We start from the raw sequence: 24,582 nt of genomic DNA, 5'->3' as shown, positions 1-24,582 counted from the left end.
TCAGCCGCCCGCCTCTGCCGCCTCGGCGCCTCCGGCTTCATCGGCTTTGGGCTTGATTCCGGCCAATTCATCCTTGAGCGCCTGCTTGGCTTTGTCGAGCTCTTCCCCGTTCAAATAAACATATGGATTCTTCCACTGTCCCGTCACTGGCATGAACGCCACATTTTCCTTAGAAATATTCCAGTAGGCCCCAATAATATTCTTCATCTGCTGAGACTCCAGATCGGTCTCCATATTCTTGCCTACCGATTGAATCACCTTGGCAGCCCCGAGAACACCATCGAGCGACTTCGCCTGGTCGATGAGCGCATGCAGCACTTCGTTCTGGCGGCGGTTGCGGTCGAAATCATCGGAAGCCTTCGTCTTAGGTCTGCAATTGGATTTGCGGTACCTTACGTAGCCCAGCGCATCCTCTCCAGATAAATGCTGCGGCCCCTTCTTCAGATTGATGTTCGTATTATCCGCGCGGTCGCGATAGCACATGTCCGCATCAACGTTGACATCAATGCCGCCAAGCGCGTCCACCACATCGCGGAAGCCCTGGAAGTTCACGACGGTAACGTAATCGATATTCAAATCGAAAAATTTGCTCATCATCGTCTTCATCTCATACTTGGCCGTAATTCCCGTTTTCTTCTCCTGAACGAGGAAATTCGGATAGAAATGATTCAGCTTGTCCGCCTTATAACCCTTCAGCTCCACAAGCGTATCGCGCGGAAGCGAGACGACGGTAGCCGACTTCGTCTCCGGATTCATGGCGATAACCATCATCACGTCGGTAAGATGCGTCTTCGTCTCCGGACGGTAATCCGTGCCCAGAAGCAGCATGGTGAGCGGCTTGACCTTGGCCGACTGCTCCGGTGCCACCTTCTCCTCGGTGCCCGTGTCTTCAATGACCTGATCCAGCGTTACGGATAAATGTCCGATATACAAACCAACGCCCAGCGCTAGCACAAACATGAGCGTTAGCAGTGTCCGCAAAAATATCGTTAACGCGCTAGCCTTCTTTTTCTTCTTGCGAGAGCCTTTCTTCGGTGATCTTTTTTTATGGCTTTGCTCCCGAGGAGGCAGGCCACTACGTGTAGAACTCATGGATTAAAACACCTTTTTCATGTGAATTAGCAGCTTGAGCTTCATCTAAAAAACGTATCGGCACTGCAAAAGGTTACAAACATGTCCCCCTGCAGCCCTTACGGTGTAGTTCCTCCGTCTCCTTCAGCGACAGATGAGCCATTCTTCTTGCTGCGCCGCCCTTCCACGAAATAGCGGATGCGCACCATTAGCATAAGAACGACTGCGACCAGAAGACATTGGATAATCGGCAGCTTGTCGATTTGAAAAATCAGCAGCATGAACGAGCCGATTGCCATCAGCACATACAAGATGATTTCTTTCCATAAGGGGAGCTTCTGCTGAGCCCGAAACACCTTATTGTACACGAAAGTAACCAATACAAAAATGAGAATATACGCGATCACCGGGTGATCGGCAAACCATTGTTGCAATACAGTTCCCTCCTTCGAGGCAGTACTAATTATTGTTTTCTTACGGCCTTACTTAACCATTATAAGTTGGCTTCAGACATTTTGCGATGTTTTTCGGCACGCTCGCGCTCGCTTTTGTTCAGAATCTTCTTCCGCAGGCGAATATTTTTCGGCGTGATCTCGCAGTATTCATCGTCATTCAGATATTCCAGAGCCTGCTCCAGGGAGAATAGACGCGGTGTCTTCATTTTGACCGTCTCTTCCTTTGTAGCCGAACGGACGTTGGTCAGCTGCTTCTCCTTGCAGATATTCACGACGATATCATTATCGCGGTTATGCTCTCCGACGATCATCCCTTCGTAAATCTCGGTGCCTGGCTCTAGGAACAGTATGCCGCGGTCCTCGATGGACAGAATGCCGTACATCGTCGACACGCCGTTCTCACTCGATACGAGCACTCCCTGATGGCGTCCGCCGACCTGTCCGCCGACGACCGGCCCGTAGCTGTCGAACGCATGGTTCATAATGCCGTAGCCGCGGGTCAGCGTCAGGAAATGCGTACCGTAGCCGATCAGCCCTCTGGCCGGAATCAGGAACTCCAAGCGAACCTGGCCTGTGCCGCTGTTGATCATATTAACCATTTCCGCTTTACGCGAGCCGAGACTCTCCATAACCGTTCCCATATGCTCCTCTGGCACATCGATCATCAGGCGCTCGATCGGCTCCATTTTGACACCGTCGATCTCCTTGACGATAACTTCAGGCTTGGATACCTGAAGCTCGTAGCCCTCTCTGCGCATGTTCTCGATCAAGATGCCAAGATGCAGCTCGCCGCGGCCCGATACGATGAAGGCGTCAGGGCTGTCCGTCTCGTCGACCCGAAGGGACACATCGGTCTCCAGCTCCTTCATGAGGCGCTCCCGCAGTTTGCGGGAAGTGACCCACTTGCCTTCGCGGCCTGCAAACGGGCTGTTATTAACAAGGAACGTCATTTGCAGCGTCGGCTCGTCGATTTTGAGCACCGGCAGAGCTTCCGGATGGTTCGGATCGGCGATTGTCTCCCCGATGTTGATATCTTTAATGCCTGCGATAGCCACAATATCTCCCGCTCCTGCTTCATCGACTTCAACACGGTTGAGGCCTTTGAATCCGAACAGCTTCTCGATCCGGGCCGACTTTTTGCCGCCTTCCCGCGTCATTACGGCAACCGGCTGTCCCTGGCGGATAACTCCCCGGTTAACTCTGCCGATCGCAATGCGTCCCAGATATTCGTTATAATCCATCAGAGTAACCAGAAACTGCAGCGGCTCTTCCACATTCTCGGTCGGTGCCGGGATATGCTCGACGATCGTATCGTAGAGAGCCTGCATATTGCTGTCCTGCTGCCCCGGGTCGAGGCTGGAGGTACCGTTCAAAGCGGACGCATACACCACGGGGAACTCCAACTGCTCATCGTTCGCCTCAAGCTCGATGAACAAATCAAGCACCTCATCAATAACCTCCGCCGGGCGAGCGGCCGGACGGTCGATTTTATTCACGACGACGATCGGAGTAAGCTGGTGTTCCAGCGCTTTGCTAAGTACGAATTTCGTCTGCGGCATGCAGCCTTCGTAAGCATCCACCACAAGCAGGACGCCGTCGACCATTTTCATGATCCGTTCCACTTCACCGCCGAAGTCGGCGTGTCCCGGTGTATCGACGATATTAATCAAATAATCCTTGTACGTAATTGCCGTGTTCTTGGCCAGAATCGTAATGCCCCGCTCGCGCTCCAAATCATTGGAGTCCATCACGCGCTCCTGTACCGTCTCATTGTCGCGATAAATGCCCGACTGCTGAAGAAGCTTATCGACAAGCGTTGTCTTGCCATGGTCTACGTGAGCGATAATGGCTATATTGCGAATGTTTTTTCTATCATGCATATGTTTTCTCCAAATCCTTTCATGTCTGTGTCTTTACAGCAGGTTGACATATAACGGCTGTACCACCCAAAGAAGCGCCGGACGAAAACTTCCGACGCTAATCTATCCTTAATATTATACGCAAAACCAGAAATAATTCAAGAACTTTCCAGAGATCTACCAGAACCGGCCGCTATTCCCGCGGGCCAGGATCAGCCAGGCCCCTGCAGCAATCAACACAATCGCCAACAAATAGACGAAAGAGATTGAGAACACGCTCCAGCCCAGCAAAATAACAGACACCGCCGCGAGCACGACAGCCGTCAGCAGCATCCCGCTCTGACGCTGCGACGCATAGGCATAATACTCGAACAAGCCGACGGCAATGCCGAGTATGAAAGCGGGCCACAATTTATGAAAGAGGAATGTCCAGCCCCCGATAATGCCGATAAAAAACAAAATCGAGTAGACGACGAGAATACCTGCCGGCAGAAGCAATTCGGAAGAAGCCCTTCTGGCAAATACCCATAGATGCAGCAGTATGCCCGGGATCAGGAGAATCAGCGGCCAGAGCGCTTTGCCAAGAAAGCTGAACACTCCCCATTTGCCCAGCAAAATGATAATCCCCGCAGCCAAGATCAGTATTCCGGTCATTAGCTTGTTATTGTCGGACATTCCGTCACTCACCTTCCAGTTGACAATTAGGGACAGAGTCACCATTTTTGTGACATCCCACCTAATTCCAGTTTATATGAAGATGGGTGAAAATGCCACTCCCTCAAGCCTTCTTATAATTGTTGAGCCAGCCGAACATAATAACAACCGCGGCAATAAGGAGCGGAATCCAATTGTGCAAAGCGGGAAGCCTCTCCATTAGAAAAAAGCCTAGCTTCGCATCCTTCAGCATCATATCCCCGGCCGTATAGCCCAATATGCCTGCGCCGGCAAACGTCAATGCCGGGAATCGCTGCAGCCAGTCCGAGATCAGATTACTTCCCCATATGACAATGGGTATGCTGATAGCAATACCAATGACCAGGATCGCAAGATCCCCGTCCGCCAGCGCGGCAATCGCCAGAACATTGTCCAGGCTCATGATGAAATCGGCCACGAGGATCGTTTGAATCGCCTTCCAGATCGTATTGGCCTGCTTGTCCTCCGCAGCTTGCTCGCGGCGCTGGAGCAGCTTGAAGGCAATGATGGCCAGCAGCAGCCCTCCCGCTGCCTGGATATAGGGTATTTGCAGCAGAACTGCCGCAAGCCATGTAAGAACGCATCGCATCAGCACCGCGCCAAACGCTCCCCACCATACGGCCTGCTTGCGCTGGTGAAGGGGAAGATTTTTGCTGGCCATCGCAATGACAACGGCATTATCGCCGCTAAGCACCAAATTGATAATGAGTATTTCCGATAACAATAACAAATGCTCCATCGGCTTATCCCTCCATTACACTTGTATGAGAGGATGTGCCAAGCTATACCGTTTCTTTTTCAAAATCAACACTGGACAAAATCCATTTTTAGTGAATTAATATTAAAGTACATCCCACAAAAATGAGGAAGAAGGTTCAATAGTGGAACTGTTTAGCGCCGCTTTTTTTATTGCCCTGGCCAATATTATTTTCATCGATCTGATTCTTGCGGGAGATAATGCGATCGTCATCGGTATGGCCGCCAGAAAGCTCCCCGCCCATATACAGAAGAAAGCAATTATGCTCGGCACAGCCGGAGCGGTTCTGTTAAGAATCGCTGCGACGCTAGTCGTCGTATGGCTGCTTAAAATCCCCTGGCTGCTGGCGATCGGCGGCGTAATGCTCGTCTATATCGCTTATAAAGTGCTTGCCGATGAAGGCGGACACGAGAAAATAGATGCGAAGGATTCCCTTTGGCCTGCGGTAAGAACAATCGTCATCGCCGACGCAGCCATGGGGCTGGATAACGTGATCGCCGTAGCCGGAGCCTCCAAGCAGCATATGATCCTCGTCGTCCTGGGGCTATTGATCAGCGTCCCGATCGTCATTTGGGGCAGCACGCTCTTCATCAAGCTGCTCGGGCGCTTTCCCTGGATCGCTTATGCAGGCTCGGCTGTACTCGCCTATACCGCTTCCCACATGATCACGGAGGAGCCGAATTTACTGCCTTTTTTTGCGGACAAGCCGATTCTGCGCTATGGCTTTATCGCCTTAATCATCCTGGGTGTGCTCGGCGCCGGTTATACGGCAAAGCAGCGGCAGCGAAAGCGGAACGAGAAGCGTTCCTCCCGGCCTGCCACGCGCTAAGCCTTTTCTAAAGGGCTGTTCCAGAACGGAGGATGGAGCACGCCCCCCTTGGGGGGCTGGCTGGCCTTTCTGATGACAAAGGGGCTTTTCCAGCCCCGCACCGGGAAGCAAGTGGAAGATACTTAAAAACTCTTCTAAAACAAAAGGGGCCTGTCCCAAGCCATCATAGATGACTGAGGGGCGGCCCTTTCTTTTAGAAAGCTATCCGTTTCTGCAGGAATCATTTTCAGTAGAATCATTTTCAGTAGAATCAATTCCTGCAAAATCAATTTCTTTGGAATCCATTTCCGTAGAATCAACGTCTCCCTTGCCTGCATCCCGTTCTTAGCGCACCCTATATAAGCTTTCGATATCTTTGGCCCATTTTATATAACCCTATCGACTCGAACACTAAAATCCCATTGTTTGGCTCATCTTATATAAACTATTGAACTCGAGCACTAAATGGAATTCATGTATCCAATTATGCTCTAAACGAATGTTCCAGGGGATTAGATGGATTTCAAGCACCTAAAATCAGTAATCCCGCCCCTATGATGCGATCTCCTTTCTTATAACGACATGAAATCCATTTAAATCTACTTTTCTTTCTTCGCCGCAAAAACTAACTACTATAAATCCATTTAGAACGAAAATCCTGCGACTCATGCTTGAGTAAAGTGCACTGATCGATTAAGGCACTCCAGGATACAAACAGTTTTTTGGATATGTTTTCTGGAACTTCGACGAACCGATAAGACTGAACGGATGGCTGAAGCGTGTTTACGGCTATATTCTCTAAAATATCCTTAAACCTGTTGGAAGACTGTCCGTCGCCCAAGGGAATTCAAGAACAGGGGATAGTTGGGGATAGTTGTACGAAACGATTAAGGAAGCGGCTCAAGCCTCTCGCTCGGTCGCATGGTTTGGTTGAATAAAAAGGTCAATTTGGTGCGTACGATATGTTAAATGAATCCCGTTACGACAATTGGGCTCGGTTTGAGGCAATCACTTCTTGCTATTGCTTAAGGTGCGCAGGTGCTCTATGCTTCAGGAGCAGTTTGTCGATTTTGTTAATGAATCATTTATATGCGGATTAAGAGATTAAACCCGTGCTGAAGAGGATATGATGACAAGAAAAAAAAGCGAAGGGTAAGCCCCATAAAGTAGCCGTGATCGCTTGCGCAAAAAAGTGTTACATCACGTCTACGCTATACTCAAAAAAGGGCGCCTTTCGCTTCTCAGAAACTGCTTATTCCACAGGCTTCCTCATAAGTGGAGGCTTATTTGCCGTGCTTTAAAAGCAGTATTTCAAAAACTCTTTCCTACAAAACTGTCTGGGGCAAAGTATTAGCTGGTATTTATTTGTTTCCGTTAGAACCATTTATCCTGAACGACGGGCTCTCCTTGCGTTTTTCTAACTACCGCTTCACCTGGCTTGATGACGATAGTCTCTGTGTTGGCAACCGCCTCTTTGATCTGCTCGTCCAGCTGAGGCAGCGAAGTCTCGATCTTCTCGATGATATGGAGATTAGGGTTCGTCGACGGAGATTTCGGCACAAACAGAGTACAGCAGTCCTCATAAGGCAGGATGGAAAGCTGATAAGTGCCGATTTGCTGGGCAAGGCCGATAATTTCCTCTTTATCGGTCGTCACCAGCGGCCGAAGAATCGGCAGCGACGTAACCCTTCCAATGACATTCATGCTGCCCAGCGTCTGGCTTGCCACCTGACCAAGGCTGTCTCCGGTAACCAAGGCAAGCGCGCCGTTTCGTTCCGCCAGAGAGGTGGCGATCCGGAGCATCGCTCTGCGCATTAGCGTTATCATGACGTTCTCATGATTGCCCTGGGCGAGCGTCGTCTGGATTTCCGTAAAGGGAACGAGATGAAGCTTGACTTGGCCGTAGTAGCCAGACAGAACCTGAGCAAGGTCAATAACCTTCTCCTCCGCTTTTTTGCTCGTAAACGGGTAGCTGTGAAAATGCACGCATTCGATTTCCAGCCCGCGCCGCATCGCCGCCCAGCCGGCAACAGGGCTGTCAATGCCCCCGGACAAGAGCAGCATCGCCTTCCCGTTCGTTCCCCGCGGAAAGCCGCCTGCAGCGGGAACGACCTCAGAATAGAGATAGGCTCCCTGCTCCCTGACTTCGATCCGCAGCTCGATTTCCGGATGCCGTACATCGACCTTTAAATGAGGACAGGACTTCAGTATGGGCGAGCTTACAATCTGGTTCATTTCCTGGGAGGACACCGGGAACTTCTTCCATACCCTTCTCGCATTCAGCTTGAAGGTTGTTTCCCTGGCAATCCCCAAGCTCTCGATGAAGCGGATGGCTTGGGCGGTAATTTCGCCGATATCGGGCTCGGCTACCTTCACCGGACTGATCGAAGTGACACCGAACACATTTCTAAGCACCTCGATGATTTTCGCCGCAGGCTCCCCGTTCAGCACGACGTAGATCCGTCCGTACTCCTTCTTGATCTCGGTTGCAGGATAAGCCCGCAGCAGGTCTTGCACATGCGCTAACGCCGCTTTCTCAAAGCGGTTGCGGTTTCTTCCTTTTACGGTAATTTCGCCGAAGCGCAGCAGAAGCATATCATATTGCAGCATATTAACTGTTTCCACCTTTCAATCTTTGCAGACGTCCGATTGTACGCTTAATAGCCCCAAGCAATTGTCTGACATCCTCCTCGGTATGCTCTTCCCCCAGACTGATGCGAATCCCCGACAAAGCGCTATCCCTGTCTCTGCCCATAGCAAGCAGCACGCGGCTTGGCTCGCTTCGCTTCGAGGAGCAGGCAGATTGGGTCGAGACGAAGAAGCCCTCCTCCTCCAGCATATGGAGCATCGTCTCCGCCTTCATCCCGGGAGAAGAGAAATGGATGATATGGGGCGCTCCTGCCAACGATGAGTTAATTTGCAGGCCAGGCAGGCTCTGCAAGCCCTCGTAAAGTTCATGGGCCAGCCTGGACAAATGCTCCGCAAGGGCAGGCTGGCGTTCTGCCGCCATTCTGACGGCCTTGGCCATGCCAACGATATAAGGAAGGTTCTCCGTACCGGAGCGGAATCCTCCTTCCTGGCCGCCGCCCGTAATCAGCGGAGCCAGAATTACACCTTCCCTGACATACAGCAGGCCGATTCCTTTAGGCCCTCGAAATTTATGGGCTGACAAGCTGTACAGATCAATTCGGCTATCCTTAATGGATAAAGGCAGTTTGCCGAACCCCTGGACGCCGTCAACGTGAAAGAGCACACGAGGATGACGGTTCTTCAAGACCCTCCCGATGTCTTCGATCGGCTGAACCGCTCCTGTCTCGTTATTAACGTGCATGACCGACACGAGAACCGTGTCCTCTCTTACCGCAGCCAGGACATCCTCCGCACAAACTGATCCGCCAGCCTGGACGGGGACATAAGTAACCTTGCAGCCCTGCTGCTCCAGATATCTGCAGGTCTCATATACAGAAGGGTGTTCCACCATGGTCGTCACGATATGATTCCCGCGCTGACGATACGCCGTCATGGCCCCCCTGATTGCCATATTGTTGCTCTCGGTTGCCCCAGATGTAAACATAATTTCCCCCGAATCCACCTGAAGCGCCTGTGCGCATACTTCTCTTGCCTTGGACAGCAGCTTGCCGCTGTCTTCTCCCAAGCGATGCAGGGAGGACGGGTTTCCGTAGTGCTGAGCCATCACTTCCGCCACAGTGCGTATGACCTCTTCATGAGGCGGGGTTGTGGCGGCTAAATCAAAGTACTTCATTTCATCCCCCCCTAATCATCAATATTATCCTTGTCTATTGTAACGGATTCACAGCAACACCGTCATTGTCAAAAAAAAGACCAAATGGGAAATCGCAGCGAATCGGCGTTTTCTCAATTGATCTCTGACTTCATGAGTATCTGAATATAAGGCCAGTCGCCCCGTATCGTTATCTCTCATACTTGGATCGGGCGTTTTCGATCTTTCTGATATAGTTCTGTGTCTCTACGGGAAGCAAATGCAGCTTCTCCATCAATTCCTGGTCATTGCTGATGCCGAGACGCTGGACCCGGCCAGGTCCCGCATTATAAGCTGCAAGCGCCGTCTTCTCTTGACCGCCGAAGCGCTGAAGCTGATAGGACAGATAGCGCGTGCCCCCATCGATGTTCTGGGCAGGGTCAAACGGATTGCTTACGCCAAGGCCTCTTGCCGTTCCATCCATAAGCTGCATCAGCCCTTTGGCTCCTGCAGAGGAGACCGCATTGGCGTTAAAGGAAGACTCGGTCTCGATGACAGCCTTAATCAGGCTCTCAGCGACGCCATAAGTCCGGCTGGCACGGGTAACAAGCTCGTCGATATTCCCTCCGGCCCCTGCCGATGCGGCTGCAGATAATGCTGCTGCCTGCAAAGAGCCGTCACTAGGGATAGCCATGCTATCCGATTCGTTGTACATCGGCTGCCCGATAAAATACCACAGCGCATCCTCCAGCGTTCCGGGCAGCATAGCACCGGCTTCAGGCAAGCCGCTAGCCCCGGTCTTCTCTTGCCCTTCCGCAGTCATTAATTCCTGCAGCAATATATCGAATAAAGAACCTTCACTGCCGGAAGAGGTTCTTTGAACAGAAGTGCCTTGAAGGTCAATATCATTCATCATTTGGAGCTTGATCAGCTGTCCCATCGTGCGTGTATCGATTTCCATCTTAATCTTGACTCCTCTTTCTCCCCGCGGAATTATATATCCTATATTTTACACTTGAAATGCGACAATAACCACCTTTTTTCGAAAATATTTCGCTAGAGTGAAAGGCTGGGCGGGGCCCAGCCCCTCCTCATCAAACCGTACGTGAGGTTTTCCCTCATACGGCTTTCCGATGTTCGTCATCATGAGCATGCAGATTACAAGAGCGTTTTAAGTCCATATTGAATAGACAAAGACTTCACTTCGCGCAGCGAACTCAACCATCGTCTGCGTTTGTGTTTCTTAGCATACCACTTCGCAAACCGCTGCCGGATATACCAATCCAACTTCGCCATCTTCCTCTGGCTGTAAGCTGTGTAGTAGTAATTGCGCCAGCCTTGAATCTTTGGATTCAGGTACTCCACGTGCTCTTCGAACCTGGGGCGACGCAGACCGGTCGGATCGAACCGACCGTGTACCCGTACCTGTATTCGATCTCCCGCTTTCAGGAAGAAGAACTGGTGGGTTGTGTAGTACACTTGGCCTTTGGATGTTTCGGCCTTCGTCTTTCGATGATGCATGCCCAGAAAATCGAAGCCTTCTTCCCCAGTCCAAAGTCCAACGATGCGCGTTTTCGTGGGGTGCAGGGTTAATTCCAGGCGTTCCATAATCGCTCGTATGAGTTCATAGGCCCGCTGTGCGTCCTTCTTCGTCTTGCAGATGATCACCAGATCATCTGCATAACGCGTCAGTTCCCCAAGCTTACCGCCATGTCGTTCCCACAGAAGATCAAAGTAATTCAGGTAGATGTTCGCCAGCAGTGGTGAGATCACTCCCCCTTGCGGTGTACCCAAGTCTGAGCGTCGGATGTTTCCTTCTTCCATCACTCCCGCACCTAACCACTTCCTCACCAACTTCAAGATTCGCCTGTCACTGATCCGCATTTCGATCAGCTTCATCAGTTTCTCCTGATTGATGTTGTCGAAGTAGCCTTGGATGTCGACGTCGACCACCCAATTTCCTTTGCGGTTGCATGCTTTCCGGATTCGCTCCAACGCCTGTTTCGCGCTCCGCTTAGGCCGAAAACCGAAAGACGTGTCCTGAAAATCCGCCTCGAAAATGGGTTCCATGACGAGTTTGGTCGCCATCTGGATGACGCGGTCTCTCACCGTCGGGATCCCCAGCGGTCGCAGTTTGCCATCTTTCTTCGGGATGTAGTGGCGTCTAACGGGTTGTGGATGGTACTTCCCTTCTTTCAGTAGCCGTTGACATTCAAGCACAAAACGCATTTCTCCCTGTTTCTCGATGTCTGCCAACGTCTCTCCATCCACTCCTGCCGAGCCCTCGTTGGCTCGTACCCTTCGCCACGCTTCCCATAAGATGTCTACCCGATAGACCTTGTCGTACAGCGCGTGAAATCTTCGCTTCTTGTTCTCCTTGGCCGCATGACCGAGTTTCCCTTGGAGTTGTTGAACGTTTTCCTCTGGTGTTGTTAGCCGTTTGGCATTCACTGACTCGTACCTCCTCAAGAAACTTGAACAAAGCAGGGCTCCTTCCCTCCCGCAGGTTGTGTTGTCCTGCGTTCCACGGTACTATGAGCCCCTCGGACTCCCTTCCTGCAGACCGTTCACTTCACCTCTGGGGCTTATAGACGGCCTCTCTACGGTTTCTGCAACCGTCCCGGGGCGGCCCCCCCCAGTTCCCTGCATCCTCTTTCATACCATGCCGTTCCCTCTACGCCGGAGGATTCTTCACTGCCGCTCCAAGTTCTAGGCAGCTTCCATGGCCTTCGTCCATGTACGCGGGACTCGGCTTCCTCTTTTCCCTCTTGCGAGGCCTTTTTGACGACGCGGCAGGATTCACTTTCATGTTACGGCCTGGTATGTTGCTCGCCCTGCCTCTGACAGGTACTTTCGTCGATACGCTTCTACGTACAGATTTCGCCATACGTAGGTATCCTAGCTACGCGGGGGCTTGGCCCTTCCCGCGACCGGACTTTCACCGGCTAGAAGATGCGTGCTTAGCTGGGCACGCCATACGGCAAAAGACCTTCGTCTGAATAGACGAAAGTCTCCGGCAGATTAGAGCAATGGATTATCGCGTGAAAGGAATCAAGAAGAAATAGCTAAGAGTAGCGATGGCGCCAAGGCCAACGGCCCAAGCCCCAGAGGTCTTGCTTCCCTGGCTGTAGGCATAGAATCCCATTACAGCGGCAAGCGGCCCCAGAATAATCGACCAAACGAACAAGGAGGCTATGCCTAGACCTACACCTACATAGCCAACGGTACGGCTGGCTGTGCCCGTGTCTTCGGCGGCACCGCCTTGGTCGGCCTCACGGTCCGCACGGGAGCTCTCGAACGTGCCCGTTGGCGCTACCTCGGCGGAATACTCCTCCTTGTGTGTTGGAGCTACTTCATCGGAATATTCCTCCTGATGAGTACGGCGAGGATAATCCACGCGCTCCGGGTCGCTGGCCAGCTCATCGTCATGCAATTCCACATTATTCTTGTTTTCGTCCGTCATCTTCAACACCTCCAAGTAATATTGGCTTCCCCTGCTGCCTACGATGATTTCGGCTTGAACGTATGGCAGCATGTCGCTGCGGATGAACTGGCGGTATCCTTATGATCGCTGTCGAACTCCTCGCCTGCGAATTCCGCATGATATTTGCGATCCGCATGCTTGTCGATATCGATCATGATCAGATCCGCATTGCAAAAATTCTGTTCTCCCCAATAGGCGCAATTGGAGACACTGCATTTGACAATCGGTTTATTGCCATTTGGCATGATGATCACCTCGCATACATTTTCCCCCGTCAGGATGACGGCTATGCGGCCGAATTAATGTCAAATCGATGCAGAAATTCAGGAATAAAATGAGGGGCAATTCCTCAACCTACAGGTATATGAAATTACAGCAGGAGGGATGAGTCATGAAATGGGGCAGATGGGTCATTATCGGCACGTCCTGCGCTGCGGCGATAGCTGTCTTCTCGCTGTTTCCGCAGCCCGGCCCGGGTTCGCAGACACAGATTAGGGAGCAGCAGATAAAGCAGCAGGCAAAGGAAATGACCGTTCCGCGCCCTGCGGAGGAGAAGCAGTTGAAGCAGCTTATGCTGCGCCGGGACGTAACAGCGACGGAGCGGCTGGCCAGGCTGGATGCAAAAGGACATTTGAGAACGCTGGCCGCAGAGCTCAAAGCTTCCTCGCCCGCCAAGCTGTCAGCCGAAATACGCGAGCTTCAGAAGGGGCATAAACAATTTCATACCATTATGCTGTATGATCCTTCAGGGAAAATGAATAAGCAATTTCGCAGCTCTAATAAGCGGGTTGCACCGGAGGTAGAAGAGCAGGTGAATTATTATGTAGGACTGGCGCGGAAAGCGCTCCGCAAATTGGAATCCTATGAATCACCCGCCTTTCCTGAGAAGGATCCCCATTTTTTCGTAGCAGCGGAACCAGCCAAGCCTAATCAATCTGGAATCATCGCCGTCATGGACACCCATATTCTAAAGAGAGTCAAGGAGCATCAGGATAAGAATCTGCGTCTAATCCCTTACCCGAAGGAAGGCAAATATAAAATCGAATCGGTTCATGCCGATACGCTGAAGGATCTCACCGTAAAAACCGGCCATGACAATGAGAAAGCAAGCCACTATTACGAGAACGAAATTGTTGTAACCTTCAATGAGCCTCCGTCCGAGCGGCAGCTCGCCCAGATTCGGGCGGATATCAAGGCAGACGCTGCGAAGAGACCGAGAATTCTTCGTAATACCTACATTTTTCAATCGGAAACGATGAGTATGGAGCAGTTGAAAGCATATTTCGCCCGGAAATGGAGTCCGGCCGTTATAGAGCCGCATTATTTGTATCAAACGAATGAAATGCCCCCAGCGTTCGATGCGCCCGAGATTCCTAACGATATGCTGTTCTCAGAATACCAGTGGAATTTACCCGTCATCGAAACGAACCGCGGCTGGAAGCTGTCCAAGGGCAGCAACGACGTCATCATCGGCGTAGTTGACACCGGCGTGGATCTTGCTCACCCCGACCTCAAAGGCCGGCTCCTCAAAGGGTATAACGTGATCGACCCCGATAAGGATCCTGTCGACGATGTCGGACACGGCACGCATGTGGCCGGCATTATTTCAGCAAACGTCAACAACGGAGAAGGCATTGCCGGCATGACGTGGGGAGGCAAAATACTGCCGGTCAAAGCGCTGGACCAATCCGGTTCGGGTACGGCCTACTCCGTTGCCCAAGGCATTATTTGGGCCGCCGACAATGGTGCCAAAGTCATCAATCTGAGCCTTGGCAATTATGCAGATGCCCAATTTCTGCATGATGCGATCAAATACGCTTATGACAAGGATGTCGTACTGGTTGCGGCTACCGGCAATGACAATACAGAGCGGCCGGGATATCCGGCGGCTTATCCCGAGGTACTGTCCGTTTCGGCTACCGACTACAATTTGCAAAAGGCGTCGTTCTCCAATTACGGCGACTATGTCGATGTAGTCGCCCCTGGCGAGAGCATAGCCAGCACGTACCCGGACAACCAGTACGCAGCCCTGTCCGGGACGTCCATGGCCAGTCCTCATGTTGCCGCCCTTGCGGCATTGATCCGCTCTGCCAATCCTGAGCTGAGAAATACGGAAGTAATGGATATTATCCGCAGCAGCGTTATCGATCTCGGCGATCCCGGCCGCGACAATCTGTACGGCTATGGGCAGATCGATGTATACGCGGCGCTGGAGGCAGCCGGAGGAAGCGCTGCGCCGCTGCAGCTGTGGCCCCAGCATATCGACCAGAAGCTGAAGCGGGTGATGGAGGATGTTCTTCGTCGCTAACTGATCCATGCGGCTAGCGCGATCACTTGCATAATTCAAAATTCGAGGCTGCAACCAAGAAAAATGATTGATAGCGCGCGTGCAACTCGCAGCAGGCGGTGTTTCACTGCATGACGGCGGCTTGACAACCACACGATAACATTCGATACTCGCAAAATAAAAAGAAGATCGCTGCGGCTTGCGCCGCAAAGCGATCTTCTTTGATTGGATTTGAGATAGGAACAGTAACAAGGACTGTTCGGATAAAAAGTGTTGCAGTGATGAAAGTTTGCCATAAGCCGGGTTCTGTACCGTTTGCGGTGATTCGGGAACTACCCTCCCGCTACTGGGCGACAATCATCTATCTAGGCCGTACATTACTGCACAGCTCCAGCGACCAACCTAGACGCACTTCGGGCAAAAGCTGCTCGGCCCATAAGGGCGCAAGCTGCGTCTCATTAGGTCTTGCTCCAAGTGGGGTTTACCAGGAACGAAGTCACCAGCGTTCCTCGGGGTCTCTTACACCTCGGTTCCATCCTTGCCTGTGCACGCCTTGCGGCGGCCATCGGCGGTCCGTTTCTGTGGCACTATCCTTCGGCTCGCGCCGACTGGACATTATCCAGCACCCTGCCCTATGGAGCCCGGACTTTCCTCCCGCGGCCATTATGCCGCCGGCGATTGTCTGTCAAACTTTCGAAGTCAACACTTGTTAGTATACAGGGAATCCCGCATAATCACAAGTATGAATCGCCGCCAATGCTGACGTTTTATGCCAAGCCGCCAGCTTTTTTCCAATCAGCGGAACTTGAACGGCTCGGTATCGATCGCCGAGGCATGCACCTTGGTCTCATACTTATGCTCGGCGAGCTTATCCGCCAGCCAGGCCGCCACCTTCGGCTTCATGATTTTCTCAGCATTATGTCCCGGATCGATCAGCGTAATTCCCGCCATCAATGCGTCCTGGGCCGTATGATAATCGATATCTCCGGTCACGAGCACGTCGGCCCCTCGGAATTGGGCATGCCTCCAATAACGTCCTCCCGAGCCGCCCACGACGGCGGCCTTTTTGATCGTCCGGTTCAAATCACCGACGACCCTCACCGACGGTACCTCGAGCTTCTTTTTAACTCGCTCAACAAATGCCTGCAGCGTAACGGGCTCGGCGACCCTGCCAACCCTTCCTAGCCCGAGAGTCCGCCCTTTCAAATCCATCGGATAAAGGTCGTAGGCGACCTCTTCATAGGGATGATTTTTGAGCATGGCTTGAATGACCTTGCTTCGGACGCTCTCCGTAATAATCGTCTCGATACGGATCTCCTCCGCCCGCTCCAGCTTCCCCTGCTCTCCCAAATAAGGGTCGGCTCCTTCCCGCGGCAGGAATGTGCCGTATCCTTCGATGTTGAAGCTGCAATGGCTGTAGTTGCCGATCCATCCGGCTCCCGCATGGAGAATCGCGTCCAGAACCTTCTGATGATGATCCTTCGGCACAAAGACGACCAGCTTATAGAGCTTGTCCGTATGGATATCTTCCAGCGGGGACGTATCCTCGATGCCGAGCGCCTCCGCCATCCAGTCGTTCATCCCGCCTTCCGTGACGTCCAGGTTCGTATGGCTGATATATACGGCAATATCGTTCTTGATCAGCTTCTCGTAAACCTTGCCCATGGGCGTATCGGTCTGCAAGCCCGCTAGCGGCCTGAAAATGATCGCATGATGCGCAATAATGAGGTCTGCGCCGAGCGCAATCGCCTCATCAACGACTTCCTCGTTAACGTCCAGAGCGATGAGCACGCTCCGTATTTCCTTCTGCAGCGTTCCGAGCTGCAAGCCGATTTTATCGCCCTCCATGGCGACATGCTTGGGAGCTAGCTGCTCCATATATTGAATTACGGTTTGACCTTTGGCAAACATGCCAGCACCTCCTTAAGCTGCTTTATCAATAAGCTTAATTCCTGCTCCTTGCTCCGGGAGGCCGGCAGCTGGGAGCCTGCGATGGAACGATGGATTTTCTCCAGCTTGGAAATTTCCGAGCTCCATTTATCCAGGAACACGCCGGAGGCCTGCGCAGTTAACCGCGGCCCCATCATGAGCAGCAATTCCTTCGTTAACGCTGCGCTGCACCCGGCCTCCTCCTGGCCTTGAAGCGGCCTTTCCTTGTACAGCTCCTCATTCAGCCTGGCGGCATCGGACACGGCATCCGCAGTGATAATCTCATAGATCTTTCCGTCTTCCGCGACGATCGCCTCATCCGAAACATACCAATCCTGCTCCAGCAGCCAGCGTCTGACGAAATCCTCCCCGACGTTGGGCTGCAGAATCAGCCGCTTTACGCCTGCAAGCTTGTCTTTGCCCGCCTCCAATATCGAGGTCATTAGGGCTCCGCCCATGCCCGCGATCGTAATTACGTCTACTTCTCCGGGAGCGATCACCTCCAGACCGTCTCCCTTGCGGACGGATACCGACCGACTTAGCCCTGCTTCCGCCACCTGTCTTCTTGCTGCCTCCAGCGGGCCCTCGTTAACCTCTCCGGCGACGGCGGATGCCGCGGCTCCCTGCTTGACCGCCCATACCGGCAGCAGCGCATGGTCCGAGCCGATATCCGCAAAGCGGCAGCCCGGCAGCAATCTGTCCGCAATATGCTGCAATCTTGACGACAATTTCATCCGACTATCCACTCCCTCCATCCAACAAAATCCGCACCTTTTCCATTTGCATTGAGCCATGAAAAAAGCTAAAATAAAATCAACAAGAAAAACTAGGAAAAAAATAAAACTAATGTAAATCTTAAAGGGTTTTCTGAAAAAAAAGACCTTTCTGCAGCTGCAGAAGGGCCAATGTTGCACGACCTATTCCAAGAAATCCTTTAACCGTTTACTGCGGCTTGGATGGCGAAGCTTACGCAGTGCCTTTGCTTCGATCTGGCGAATTCTCTCTCTCGTAACGCCAAACACTTTGCCGACTTCCTCCAGCGTTCTCGTCCGGCCGTCATCCAGGCCGAAACGCAGGCGAAGAACGTTCTCTTCCCGCTCGGTCAGCGTATCCAGCACGTCCTCCAGCTGCTCCTTCAGCAGCTCGTAAGCCGCGGCATCAGCAGGAGCCAGCGCCTCCTGGTCCTCTATAAAATCACCCAAATGGGAATCATCCTCTTCCCCGATCGGCGTCTCCAGCGAAACGGGCTCTTGTGCTATCTTCATAATCTCGCGAACCTTCTCTACGCTGAGCTCCATCTCCGCTGCAATCTCTTCCGGCGTCGGTTCGCGCCCAAGCTCCTGAAGCAATTGGCGAGAGACGCGAATCAGCTTATTGATCGTCTCGACCATATGCACCGGGATGCGGATTGTACGGGCTTGGTCTGCGATGGCCCGCGTAATAGCCTGGCGAATCCACCATGTTGCGTAGGTACTGAATTTAAAGCCCTTCTTGAAGTCGAACTTCTCCACTGCTTTGATCAGACCCATATTTCCTTCTTGGATCAAATCCAGGAAAAGCATGCCGCGGCCAACATAACGCTTCGCGATGCTAACCACGAGCCTGAGGTTAGCTTCTGCCAGACGGCGCTTCGCTTCCTCATCACCATTCTCGATGCGCTTGGCCAATTCGATTTCATCATCGGCCGACAACAGGGGGACCCTGCCGATTTCCTTCAAATACATACGCACCGGATCGTTGATTTTGATACCGGGAGGCAATGTCAAATCATCGTCAAAGCTGAATTCGTCGCCGTCGCCGCGGCCATCTTCATCACCGCCGCGGTGCCCGAGCTCGTCATCGCTGTCATTTACAACATCTATTCCCAAATCCCCCAAATGCTCGAAAAACTCGTCCATTTGCTCAGGATCCTGATCGAAAGGCGAAAGCTTCTCCATAATCTCTTTATACGTTAACGAGGATCTTTTCTTGCCTATTTCAACCAGCTGATCTTTGACCTGATCCAATGTCAGTTCCGTTTCAGATTCCGTATGCTGATCATTCGCCATACTTGACTCCCTCCTCCCTAGAAACATCCGCAAAAATTCCTCCAGCTATTGTCTCTCTAGGGCTATAATCTCACTTGCAATTTGTGCCGCTCGCAGAAAATCTCCAGCACGCTCCGCCGCAACCATTTCTTCCTTCTTACGCTGGATTTGGGCCTGCAGCGGAACCCGCTGAATTTCCCGGATGCAATCGTCCAGCTCCTGAGTCGTCCATTCCTCCGGAGTATCCATCATCGCGATGGATGTGACGGCTTGCTCCAGCCGTTCATCCTGCAAGGATGATATAAACCGGCTGACATCCGGCTCCTTCCCCCCTGCGTAATAAGCGTATAGATAAGCAGCAATCGCCGCATGATCATTGATGTTAAAACTGTCTCCAAGACGATCCCCTACATAGCGGGCGACTTCCTCGTCCTGAAGCATAAAGGATAACAATCTCCGTTCCGCGACATGGTAAGCAGGCAATAAAGTAGGCATAGATGCCTTGCCTTTTTTATGCCTAACATTATTCCACCTTTTGGCGTTATTATCCCCATGGGAGGACCTTTTTTGCATGTCTTGGCGGAATTGGTTGCATTCCTGTTTCAAGCTATCGAATGAAACCTGCAGCTCGGCAGACAATTCCTTTAAATAAATCTCCCGTTCTGTCGGCGAAGGCAGTGGCGCGATGACTTCCAGAGCATCTTTGATGTATGCGACCTTTCCATCTTCTTCTAGCAGTATATGGTTTTTTTTCAGATATATAAGCTTAAATTTAACCGCTGAAACGGCGCCATCCAAGACTTGTATTCTGAATCTCTCGGCCCCGTATTTTTGAATGAATTCATCAGGGTCAAGTCCTTCACTGAGCAGTGAAATTTTAATTTGGAAGCCTGCGGCCTCCAATATAGGAATGCTCTTCAAGGCTGCGGCCTGTCCGGCATTGTCGCCGTCATAGCAGACGATGATCTCGTCCGCGAGCGTCCTCATCATGCTGGCATGACTCTCGGTAAGCGCGGTGCCCATCGTCGCTACTCCGTTATGAACTCCCGCCTCCCAAGCGCTGATGACGTCGCCGTAACCTTCAAATAATACAATTTGACGGGACTTGCGAATTTCCGTCTTGGCCTGGTGAAGATTATAGAGCGTTCGGCTCTTGGTGAATAACCTGCTCTCCGGGGAATTTAAATATTTGGGCTGGCCTTCACCGAGAATACGGCCTGCAAAAGCGATCACTTTGCCGCTTCGATTGTGCAGCGGGAAAATGATCCTGTCGCGAAAGCGGTCAACAAATCCTGATCCGTCCTGCTTGGACGACAGTAAACCGCCTTTCTCCATCTCGCTGAGATCAAAGGACCGCTTCTCCAGAAACTGCACCAGCGTATCCCAGCGTGCCGGGGCGTAACCGATTTGGAATGTGTCGATAGCCTTATCGCTAAACCCCCTTGACTTCAAGTAGTCCATGGCCGGTTTGCCATGCTCTGTATTTTTCAGCAGAAAATGATACAGCTTGGAAGACCATTCGTGGGCCTGCAGTAATTGTTCCATTTCCCGGCTTACGGGGGTGCCCCCTGGCCGAAAGGCTGCATCCTGAAAAGGGATATGCGCCTCCTCCGCCATGGCTCTGACAGCTTCGGGGAAGGATAATCCTTCGATTTCCATCCTGAATCTGATGGCATTTCCGCCTTTGCCGCAGCCATAGCAGTGGAACATTTGCCGTTCGGGCGTCACCGTAAATGACGGCGTCTTCTCCGAATGAAAAGGGCATAGACCTTTCATATACTTGCCCTGCTTAGTTAGATGAACGTGCTTGCCTACCGTATCGACGATATCATGCTGCTGCAAGACCGCCTCGATGATCTCCTCCGGAATGCTTCTCCCGGTACTCATCCAAACCACCTTCATCTCTATATAACACGTAAATAGTAATTCGCTAAAATTGTACATTCTCCTGCATATCTCGCAAAACTTTTGACAACGCAGCTATAAACTTTTTGCGGTCATCATCCGTAAAGGGCCGCGGCCCTTTGAAATAACGCCCGCCTCGACGCGCCTTGGCATGATGGTGACGACGCTCCAGCAGATAGTCGATATTGCCCTGATGGTATTCCTCGCCCCTGGGCGACAAAATACGACACGATTTGGCTAAACCCAAGGCTGCCAGCCCATAATCCTGAGTGATGACAACATCATTTCTCGCGATATGGTTGGCAATGTACAAATCAGCGCTCTGCTGGCTGCGGTCAACCTGAACAATGGTAACCCCCAAGACCTGCTTGATCGCATGGTCATAGGAGGATACCATCGTTACGCCAACTCCGAACTGCGCAGCTATATTAACAATCTCAGCTTTAACGGGACAGGAGTCCCCGTCAACGACAATTTGTGGATTCATCAGACTCCGGTCCTTTTTATTTGGTATTATGCCCAAACGAGCTTGCTGAAATCGGCAAAAATTTTCAGGTCTTCATCAATCGCTTTAAGCAGGGCCAGTCGGTTAGTACGAATGGCTTCATCCTCAGCCATAACCATGACTTGGTCGAAGAATAGAGTAATGCTGTTCTTCAGGCTGGAAATCAGCTCCAGCGCCCTGCCTGCATCCCGCTTCTCCACGGCCTCGCGGTAATCTGCTGTGACTGCCTTCCAGGCTTCGTATAGCTGGGATTCCTCCGGCTCATTCAACAGATCCGAGCGCACCTTCTCTCCGGAAGCCTTAGCCGCCAGATTGCTGACGCGGCCAAACGATTCGACCGTCGTCTTGAAATCGCTCTGACCGCTTACCGCCGCCATCAATGTCTCTCCTCTAGCTATAACGGATACAACATCATCGTACCCTGCGGAGATGACGGCATCCACGACGTCGTAGCGTACGAGGTCTGACAAGGTCTTCTTGATGCGGAGGCCAAAGAAATCGGCAAGATCCTTCAGAATCTCGTCCTTGGTTCGCTTTAGCTCATGGAAATGCTCATGTGTCTCCAGAGCGATATCGAACAGTACCGGGAGCGCGAGCGAGAGCTTATGCTCCAGGATGATCTGTACGATTCCGGCCGCCTGGCGGCGAAGCCCGTACGGATCCTGCGATCCCGTCGGAACGATGCCGATGGAGAAGCAGCCTGCGATCGTATCGATTTTATCGGCAATGCTGACAATAGAGCCCACGGCGGAGCCGGGAGCGGCATCTCCGGCAAATCTTGGCTGGTAATGCTCGAAAATCGCTTTGGCTACAGCCTCAGGCTCTCCCGCTTTGCGGGCATAGTCCTCGCCCATCACACCCTGCAGCTCAGGGAACTCATATACCATTTGGGTAACGAGGTCGAACTTGCAAATTTCTGCAGTACGATTGACCGCTTCGGCCGTGCTCGCGTCCGCTTGAAGAACAGCGGCCAGCTTCTCGGCATTCCGCCGAATCCGGCGCACCTTATCGCCGACCGTTCCCAGCTCCTCGTGAAAGACGATGCTCTCCAGCTTCGATAAGGCATCCTTGATCGCCAGCTTTTGATCCTCTTCATAAAAGAACTTGGCATCCGACAACCGGGCCCGCAGCACCTTCTCATTCCCTTTTGCGATCACATCAAGATGCTCGGCATTGCCGTTGCGCACCGTAACGAAGTAAGGAAGAAGCTCTCCCTGGCTATTCAGAACCGGGAAATAGCGCTGATGCTCGCGCATCGAAGTGATCAGCACCTCCTGCGGGATATGCAGGAAGGATTCCTCGAACGTCCCGTACAGCACCGTTGGCGTCTCTACGAGGAACAGCACCTCCTCCAGAAGATCCTCCTTCACAGAAATATGCCAGCCCTGTGCCTCGGCCAAGCCGTTAATTTGCTTCACAATCATTTCCTGCCGCTCATTTACGTCGGCAATGACATGCCCGGCGCGCAGCGCCTCCACATAGTCGGACGGCTGATCGATCGCGATCTCTCCGCCGAGAAAGCGATGTCCGCGCGTCACGTTCCCGGATTTCACGCCCGCAATTTCAATATCGATAATCTCGCTGCCGAGCAGGGCGACAATCCAGCGGATCGGCCGGACGAATTTAAAATCGTAGCTGCCCCAGCGCATATTTTTCGGGAAACTCATCGCATGAAGAATATCCAGCAGGCCTCCGGCTACGATCGAGGATGTTTCTACGCCGATGCGGCTTTTGCTTACATAGACATACTCCGTGCCCCCGAGTTCTTTAAAGGTGAACTGCTCCGGATCAGCGCCTTGGCTGCGGGCAAAGCCCAATGCAGCCTTGCTCCATTGTCCATTTTCGTCCAGAGCGATTTTACGCGAAGGCCCCTTCACCTCTTCATGAACGTCCTCCTGCTTCTCAGCAACCTCTTTAACAAGGACTGCAAGACGGCGAGGCGTCGCATAGACGTGAACGTCTCCATGCCGGATCAGCTGCTCATCGAGCCATTTCACCGTCCGCTCCTTCAACTGCTCCATAGCGCTGCGAATAAAACGGGCCGGCATTTCCTCAAGCCCGATTTCGAATAACAAATCTTTAGCCATGGATCTCGCCCCCTTTCTTCAGCATCGGGAATCCAAGCTTCTCCCGCTCCTCTAAATACGTCGCCGCCACATGACGGGCTAAATTCCGCACCCGCGTAATGTATCCGGTGCGCTCCGTTACGCTGATCGCCCCACGGGCGTCAAGCAGATTGAACGTATGCGAGCATTTCAGGACATAATCATAGGCGGGAAATACGAGATGCTGGTCCATCGCTTTGGACGCTTCCTGCTCGTACATATTAAATAAAGTAAACAGCATTTTTACGTCAGAAGTCTCGAATGTATACTTCGAGTGCTCGTACTCTGGCTGATGGAATACATCGCCATAGGTCGTTCCGTTAACCCACTCCAGATCGAACACATTCTCTTTCTCCTGAATGTAAGACGCGAGCCGCTCCATCCCGTAAGTAATTTCAACGGCGACCGGATTCGTCTCGATGCCGCCGACCTGCTGGAAATACGTAAATTGCGTAATTTCCATCCCGTCAAGCCACACTTCCCAGCCAAGCCCCCAGGCGCCGAGCCCCGGATGCTCCCAGTTATCCTCAACAAAGCGGATATCGTGCTCGAGCGGATTGATGCCCAGCCGCTTCAAGCTCTCCAGGTAAATTTCCTGAATATTGTCAGGGGACGGCTTCAAAATTACCTGGAACTGGTGATGCTGGTACAGACGGTTTGGATTTTCGCCATAACGGCCGTCCGCCGGTCTGCGGGAGGGTTCCACATAAGCGACGTTCCATGGCTCCGGCCCGATCGAACGCAAGAAGGTCATCGGGTTGAGCGTTCCGGCCCCCTTCTCCACATCATACGGCTGCACAACGATGCAATTCTGCTCCGCCCAGAACTGCTGCAGCGTTAGAATCATTTGCTGAAAATTCATCGATTACAACTCCTTCACACTTATTCGTGTCCAGCCGGCGTTAAAATGACGTGCAAAAAGCTCCCGCCACCTACGCCTGCTGTTCAGACGTAGGGACGAGAGCTGCTAGCTTCC

20 protein-coding genes and 1 other RNA gene are annotated in these 24,582 nt (G+C 52.2%); 2 read left to right on the top strand and 19 right to left on the bottom strand.

What is annotated here, in order from left to right:
- From BN2762_RS13335 to BN2762_RS13315, 5 genes are all read right to left on the bottom strand, one after another.
- A complete protein-coding gene (locus BN2762_RS13335; RefSeq protein ID WP_055107447.1) occupies positions 1 to 1,092 on the bottom strand; it encodes an LCP family protein in 1,092 nt (363 codons plus the stop codon).
- 98 nt (positions 1,093 to 1,190) lie between these two features.
- Positions 1,191 to 1,505, bottom strand: coding sequence for a YlaH-like family protein (locus BN2762_RS13330; RefSeq protein ID WP_055107446.1), 315 nt, complete (start codon positions 1,503 to 1,505; stop codon positions 1,191 to 1,193).
- Positions 1,506 to 1,564: 59 nt separating this feature from the next.
- Positions 1,565 to 3,406, bottom strand: coding sequence for a translational GTPase TypA (gene typA, locus BN2762_RS13325; protein ID WP_055107445.1), 1,842 nt, complete (start codon positions 3,404 to 3,406; stop codon positions 1,565 to 1,567).
- 156 nt (positions 3,407 to 3,562) lie between these two features.
- The gene (locus BN2762_RS13320) at positions 3,563 to 4,072 is read right to left on the bottom strand and encodes a hypothetical protein (protein WP_316246796.1); all 510 of its coding nucleotides are present in this window, start codon (positions 4,070 to 4,072) and stop codon (positions 3,563 to 3,565) included.
- A gap of 91 nt (positions 4,073 to 4,163) precedes the next feature.
- Positions 4,164 to 4,817 (bottom strand): TerC family protein, encoded by a 654-nt coding sequence (locus BN2762_RS13315; protein WP_055107444.1) that lies wholly within the window; start codon positions 4,815 to 4,817, stop codon positions 4,164 to 4,166.
- Positions 4,818 to 4,959: 142 nt separating this feature from the next.
- Between BN2762_RS13315 and BN2762_RS13310 the strand changes: the two genes are divergently transcribed.
- Positions 4,960 to 5,664: a TerC family protein gene (locus tag BN2762_RS13310; RefSeq protein ID WP_055107443.1), complete on the top strand. Its 705-nt coding sequence runs from the start codon at positions 4,960 to 4,962 to the stop codon at positions 5,662 to 5,664.
- A gap of 1,353 nt (positions 5,665 to 7,017) precedes the next feature.
- Here the strand turns inward: BN2762_RS13310 and thiI are convergent.
- The 6 genes from thiI to BN2762_RS13275 form a co-directional block, all read right to left on the bottom strand.
- Complete coding sequence (gene thiI, locus BN2762_RS13300; RefSeq protein ID WP_055110014.1) at positions 7,018 to 8,250, bottom strand: tRNA uracil 4-sulfurtransferase ThiI; 1,233 nt, start codon at positions 8,248 to 8,250, stop codon at positions 7,018 to 7,020.
- A 4-nt stretch (positions 8,251 to 8,254) separates the two neighbouring features.
- Positions 8,255 to 9,406, bottom strand: coding sequence for a cysteine desulfurase family protein (locus BN2762_RS13295; protein ID WP_055107441.1), 1,152 nt, complete (start codon positions 9,404 to 9,406; stop codon positions 8,255 to 8,257).
- Between the two features lie 169 nt (positions 9,407 to 9,575).
- On the bottom strand, positions 9,576 to 10,325 hold the full coding sequence (locus tag BN2762_RS13290) for a lytic transglycosylase domain-containing protein (RefSeq protein ID WP_055107440.1): 750 nt from the start codon (positions 10,323 to 10,325) through the stop codon (positions 9,576 to 9,578).
- A gap of 197 nt (positions 10,326 to 10,522) precedes the next feature.
- A complete protein-coding gene (gene ltrA, locus BN2762_RS13285; protein ID WP_055107439.1) occupies positions 10,523 to 11,815 on the bottom strand; it encodes a group II intron reverse transcriptase/maturase in 1,293 nt (430 codons plus the stop codon).
- 583 nt (positions 11,816 to 12,398) lie between these two features.
- Positions 12,399 to 12,827: a hypothetical protein gene (locus BN2762_RS13280; RefSeq protein ID WP_187386519.1), complete on the bottom strand. Its 429-nt coding sequence runs from the start codon at positions 12,825 to 12,827 to the stop codon at positions 12,399 to 12,401.
- A 38-nt stretch (positions 12,828 to 12,865) separates the two neighbouring features.
- On the bottom strand, positions 12,866 to 13,093 hold the full coding sequence (locus BN2762_RS13275) for a DUF1540 domain-containing protein (RefSeq protein ID WP_055107438.1): 228 nt from the start codon (positions 13,091 to 13,093) through the stop codon (positions 12,866 to 12,868).
- 146 nt (positions 13,094 to 13,239) lie between these two features.
- On the opposite strand from BN2762_RS13275, the gene BN2762_RS13270 reads away from it, so the two are divergent.
- Positions 13,240 to 15,156, top strand: coding sequence for a S8 family peptidase (locus tag BN2762_RS13270; RefSeq protein ID WP_055107437.1), 1,917 nt, complete (start codon positions 13,240 to 13,242; stop codon positions 15,154 to 15,156).
- Positions 15,157 to 15,415: 259 nt separating this feature from the next.
- On the opposite strand, the gene rnpB is transcribed toward BN2762_RS13270, so the two are convergent.
- The 8 genes from rnpB to glyQ all read right to left on the bottom strand — a co-directional run bounded on the left by rnpB (position 15,416) and on the right by glyQ (position 24,468).
- An RNA gene (gene rnpB / locus BN2762_RS25655) (RNase P RNA component class A) lies at positions 15,416 to 15,829 on the bottom strand.
- A 101-nt stretch (positions 15,830 to 15,930) separates the two neighbouring features.
- Positions 15,931 to 17,046 carry a Nif3-like dinuclear metal center hexameric protein gene (locus BN2762_RS13265; RefSeq protein ID WP_055107436.1) on the bottom strand — a complete coding sequence of 372 codons (1,116 nt, stop codon included), beginning with the start codon at positions 17,044 to 17,046 and terminating at the stop codon, positions 15,931 to 15,933.
- Positions 17,022 to 17,798 carry a tRNA (adenine(22)-N(1))-methyltransferase gene (locus BN2762_RS13260; RefSeq protein WP_055107435.1) on the bottom strand — a complete coding sequence of 259 codons (777 nt, stop codon included), beginning with the start codon at positions 17,796 to 17,798 and terminating at the stop codon, positions 17,022 to 17,024. Before BN2762_RS13260 ends, BN2762_RS13265 begins: the two co-directional genes overlap by 25 nt.
- A 183-nt stretch (positions 17,799 to 17,981) precedes the next feature.
- Positions 17,982 to 19,112: an RNA polymerase sigma factor RpoD gene (gene rpoD / locus BN2762_RS13255; RefSeq protein WP_055107434.1), complete on the bottom strand. Its 1,131-nt coding sequence runs from the start codon at positions 19,110 to 19,112 to the stop codon at positions 17,982 to 17,984.
- A gap of 45 nt (positions 19,113 to 19,157) precedes the next feature.
- On the bottom strand, positions 19,158 to 20,978 hold the full coding sequence (gene dnaG / locus BN2762_RS13250; protein ID WP_055107433.1) for a DNA primase: 1,821 nt from the start codon (positions 20,976 to 20,978) through the stop codon (positions 19,158 to 19,160).
- Positions 20,979 to 21,021: 43 nt separating this feature from the next.
- Positions 21,022 to 21,483, bottom strand: coding sequence for a YaiI/YqxD family protein (locus BN2762_RS13245; protein WP_055107432.1), 462 nt, complete (start codon positions 21,481 to 21,483; stop codon positions 21,022 to 21,024).
- Between the two features lie 26 nt (positions 21,484 to 21,509).
- Positions 21,510 to 23,588 (bottom strand): glycine--tRNA ligase subunit beta, encoded by a 2,079-nt coding sequence (glyS, locus tag BN2762_RS13240; protein ID WP_055107431.1) that lies wholly within the window; start codon positions 23,586 to 23,588, stop codon positions 21,510 to 21,512.
- Positions 23,581 to 24,468 carry a glycine--tRNA ligase subunit alpha gene (gene glyQ / locus BN2762_RS13235; RefSeq protein ID WP_055107430.1) on the bottom strand — a complete coding sequence of 296 codons (888 nt, stop codon included), beginning with the start codon at positions 24,466 to 24,468 and terminating at the stop codon, positions 23,581 to 23,583. The genes glyS and glyQ overlap by 8 nt, the downstream gene beginning before the upstream one ends.
- Positions 24,469 to 24,582 lie beyond the last annotated feature (114 nt).

Origin of the sequence: Paenibacillus ihumii (assembly GCF_001403875.1) — a bacterium.
GTDB classification, from domain to species: domain Bacteria; phylum Bacillota; class Bacilli; order Paenibacillales; family Paenibacillaceae; genus Fontibacillus; species Fontibacillus ihumii.
Note: the sequence above shows the minus strand (reverse complement) of the source record. Positions and strands in the feature narration are given on the sequence as shown.

Bases quoted from the DNA above. Each gene is read 5' to 3' on its own strand.
- BN2762_RS13260 (WP_055107435.1), bottom strand. From the start codon at position 17,798: ATGAAATTGTCGTCAAGATTGCAGCATATTGCGGACAGATTGCTGCCG.
- BN2762_RS13245 (WP_055107432.1), bottom strand. From the start codon at position 21,483: ATGAATCCACAAATTGTCGTTGACGGGGACTCCTGTCCCGTTAAAGCT.
- glyS (WP_055107431.1), bottom strand. From the start codon at position 23,588: ATGGCTAAAGATTTGTTATTCGAAATCGGGCTTGAGGAAATGCCGGCC.
- glyQ (WP_055107430.1), bottom strand. From the start codon at position 24,468: ATGAATTTTCAGCAAATGATTCTAACGCTGCAGCAGTTCTGGGCGGAG.
- BN2762_RS13290 (WP_055107440.1), bottom strand. From the start codon at position 10,325: ATGGAAATCGATACACGCACGATGGGACAGCTGATCAAGCTCCAAATG.
- rpoD (WP_055107434.1), bottom strand. From the start codon at position 19,112: ATGGCGAATGATCAGCATACGGAATCTGAAACGGAACTGACATTGGAT.
- BN2762_RS13315 (WP_055107444.1), bottom strand. From the start codon at position 4,817: ATGGAGCATTTGTTATTGTTATCGGAAATACTCATTATCAATTTGGTG.
- typA (WP_055107445.1), bottom strand. From the start codon at position 3,406: ATGCATGATAGAAAAAACATTCGCAATATAGCCATTATCGCTCACGTA.
- BN2762_RS13275 (WP_055107438.1), bottom strand. From the start codon at position 13,093: ATGCCAAATGGCAATAAACCGATTGTCAAATGCAGTGTCTCCAATTGC.
- dnaG (WP_055107433.1), bottom strand. From the start codon at position 20,978: ATGAGTACCGGGAGAAGCATTCCGGAGGAGATCATCGAGGCGGTCTTG.
- BN2762_RS13295 (WP_055107441.1), bottom strand. From the start codon at position 9,406: ATGAAGTACTTTGATTTAGCCGCCACAACCCCGCCTCATGAAGAGGTC.
- BN2762_RS13270 (WP_055107437.1), top strand. From the start codon at position 13,240: ATGAAATGGGGCAGATGGGTCATTATCGGCACGTCCTGCGCTGCGGCG.
- BN2762_RS13280 (WP_187386519.1), bottom strand. From the start codon at position 12,827: ATGACGGACGAAAACAAGAATAATGTGGAATTGCATGACGATGAGCTG.
- BN2762_RS13265 (WP_055107436.1), bottom strand. From the start codon at position 17,046: ATGTTTGCCAAAGGTCAAACCGTAATTCAATATATGGAGCAGCTAGCT.
- BN2762_RS13335 (WP_055107447.1), bottom strand. From the start codon at position 1,092: ATGAGTTCTACACGTAGTGGCCTGCCTCCTCGGGAGCAAAGCCATAAA.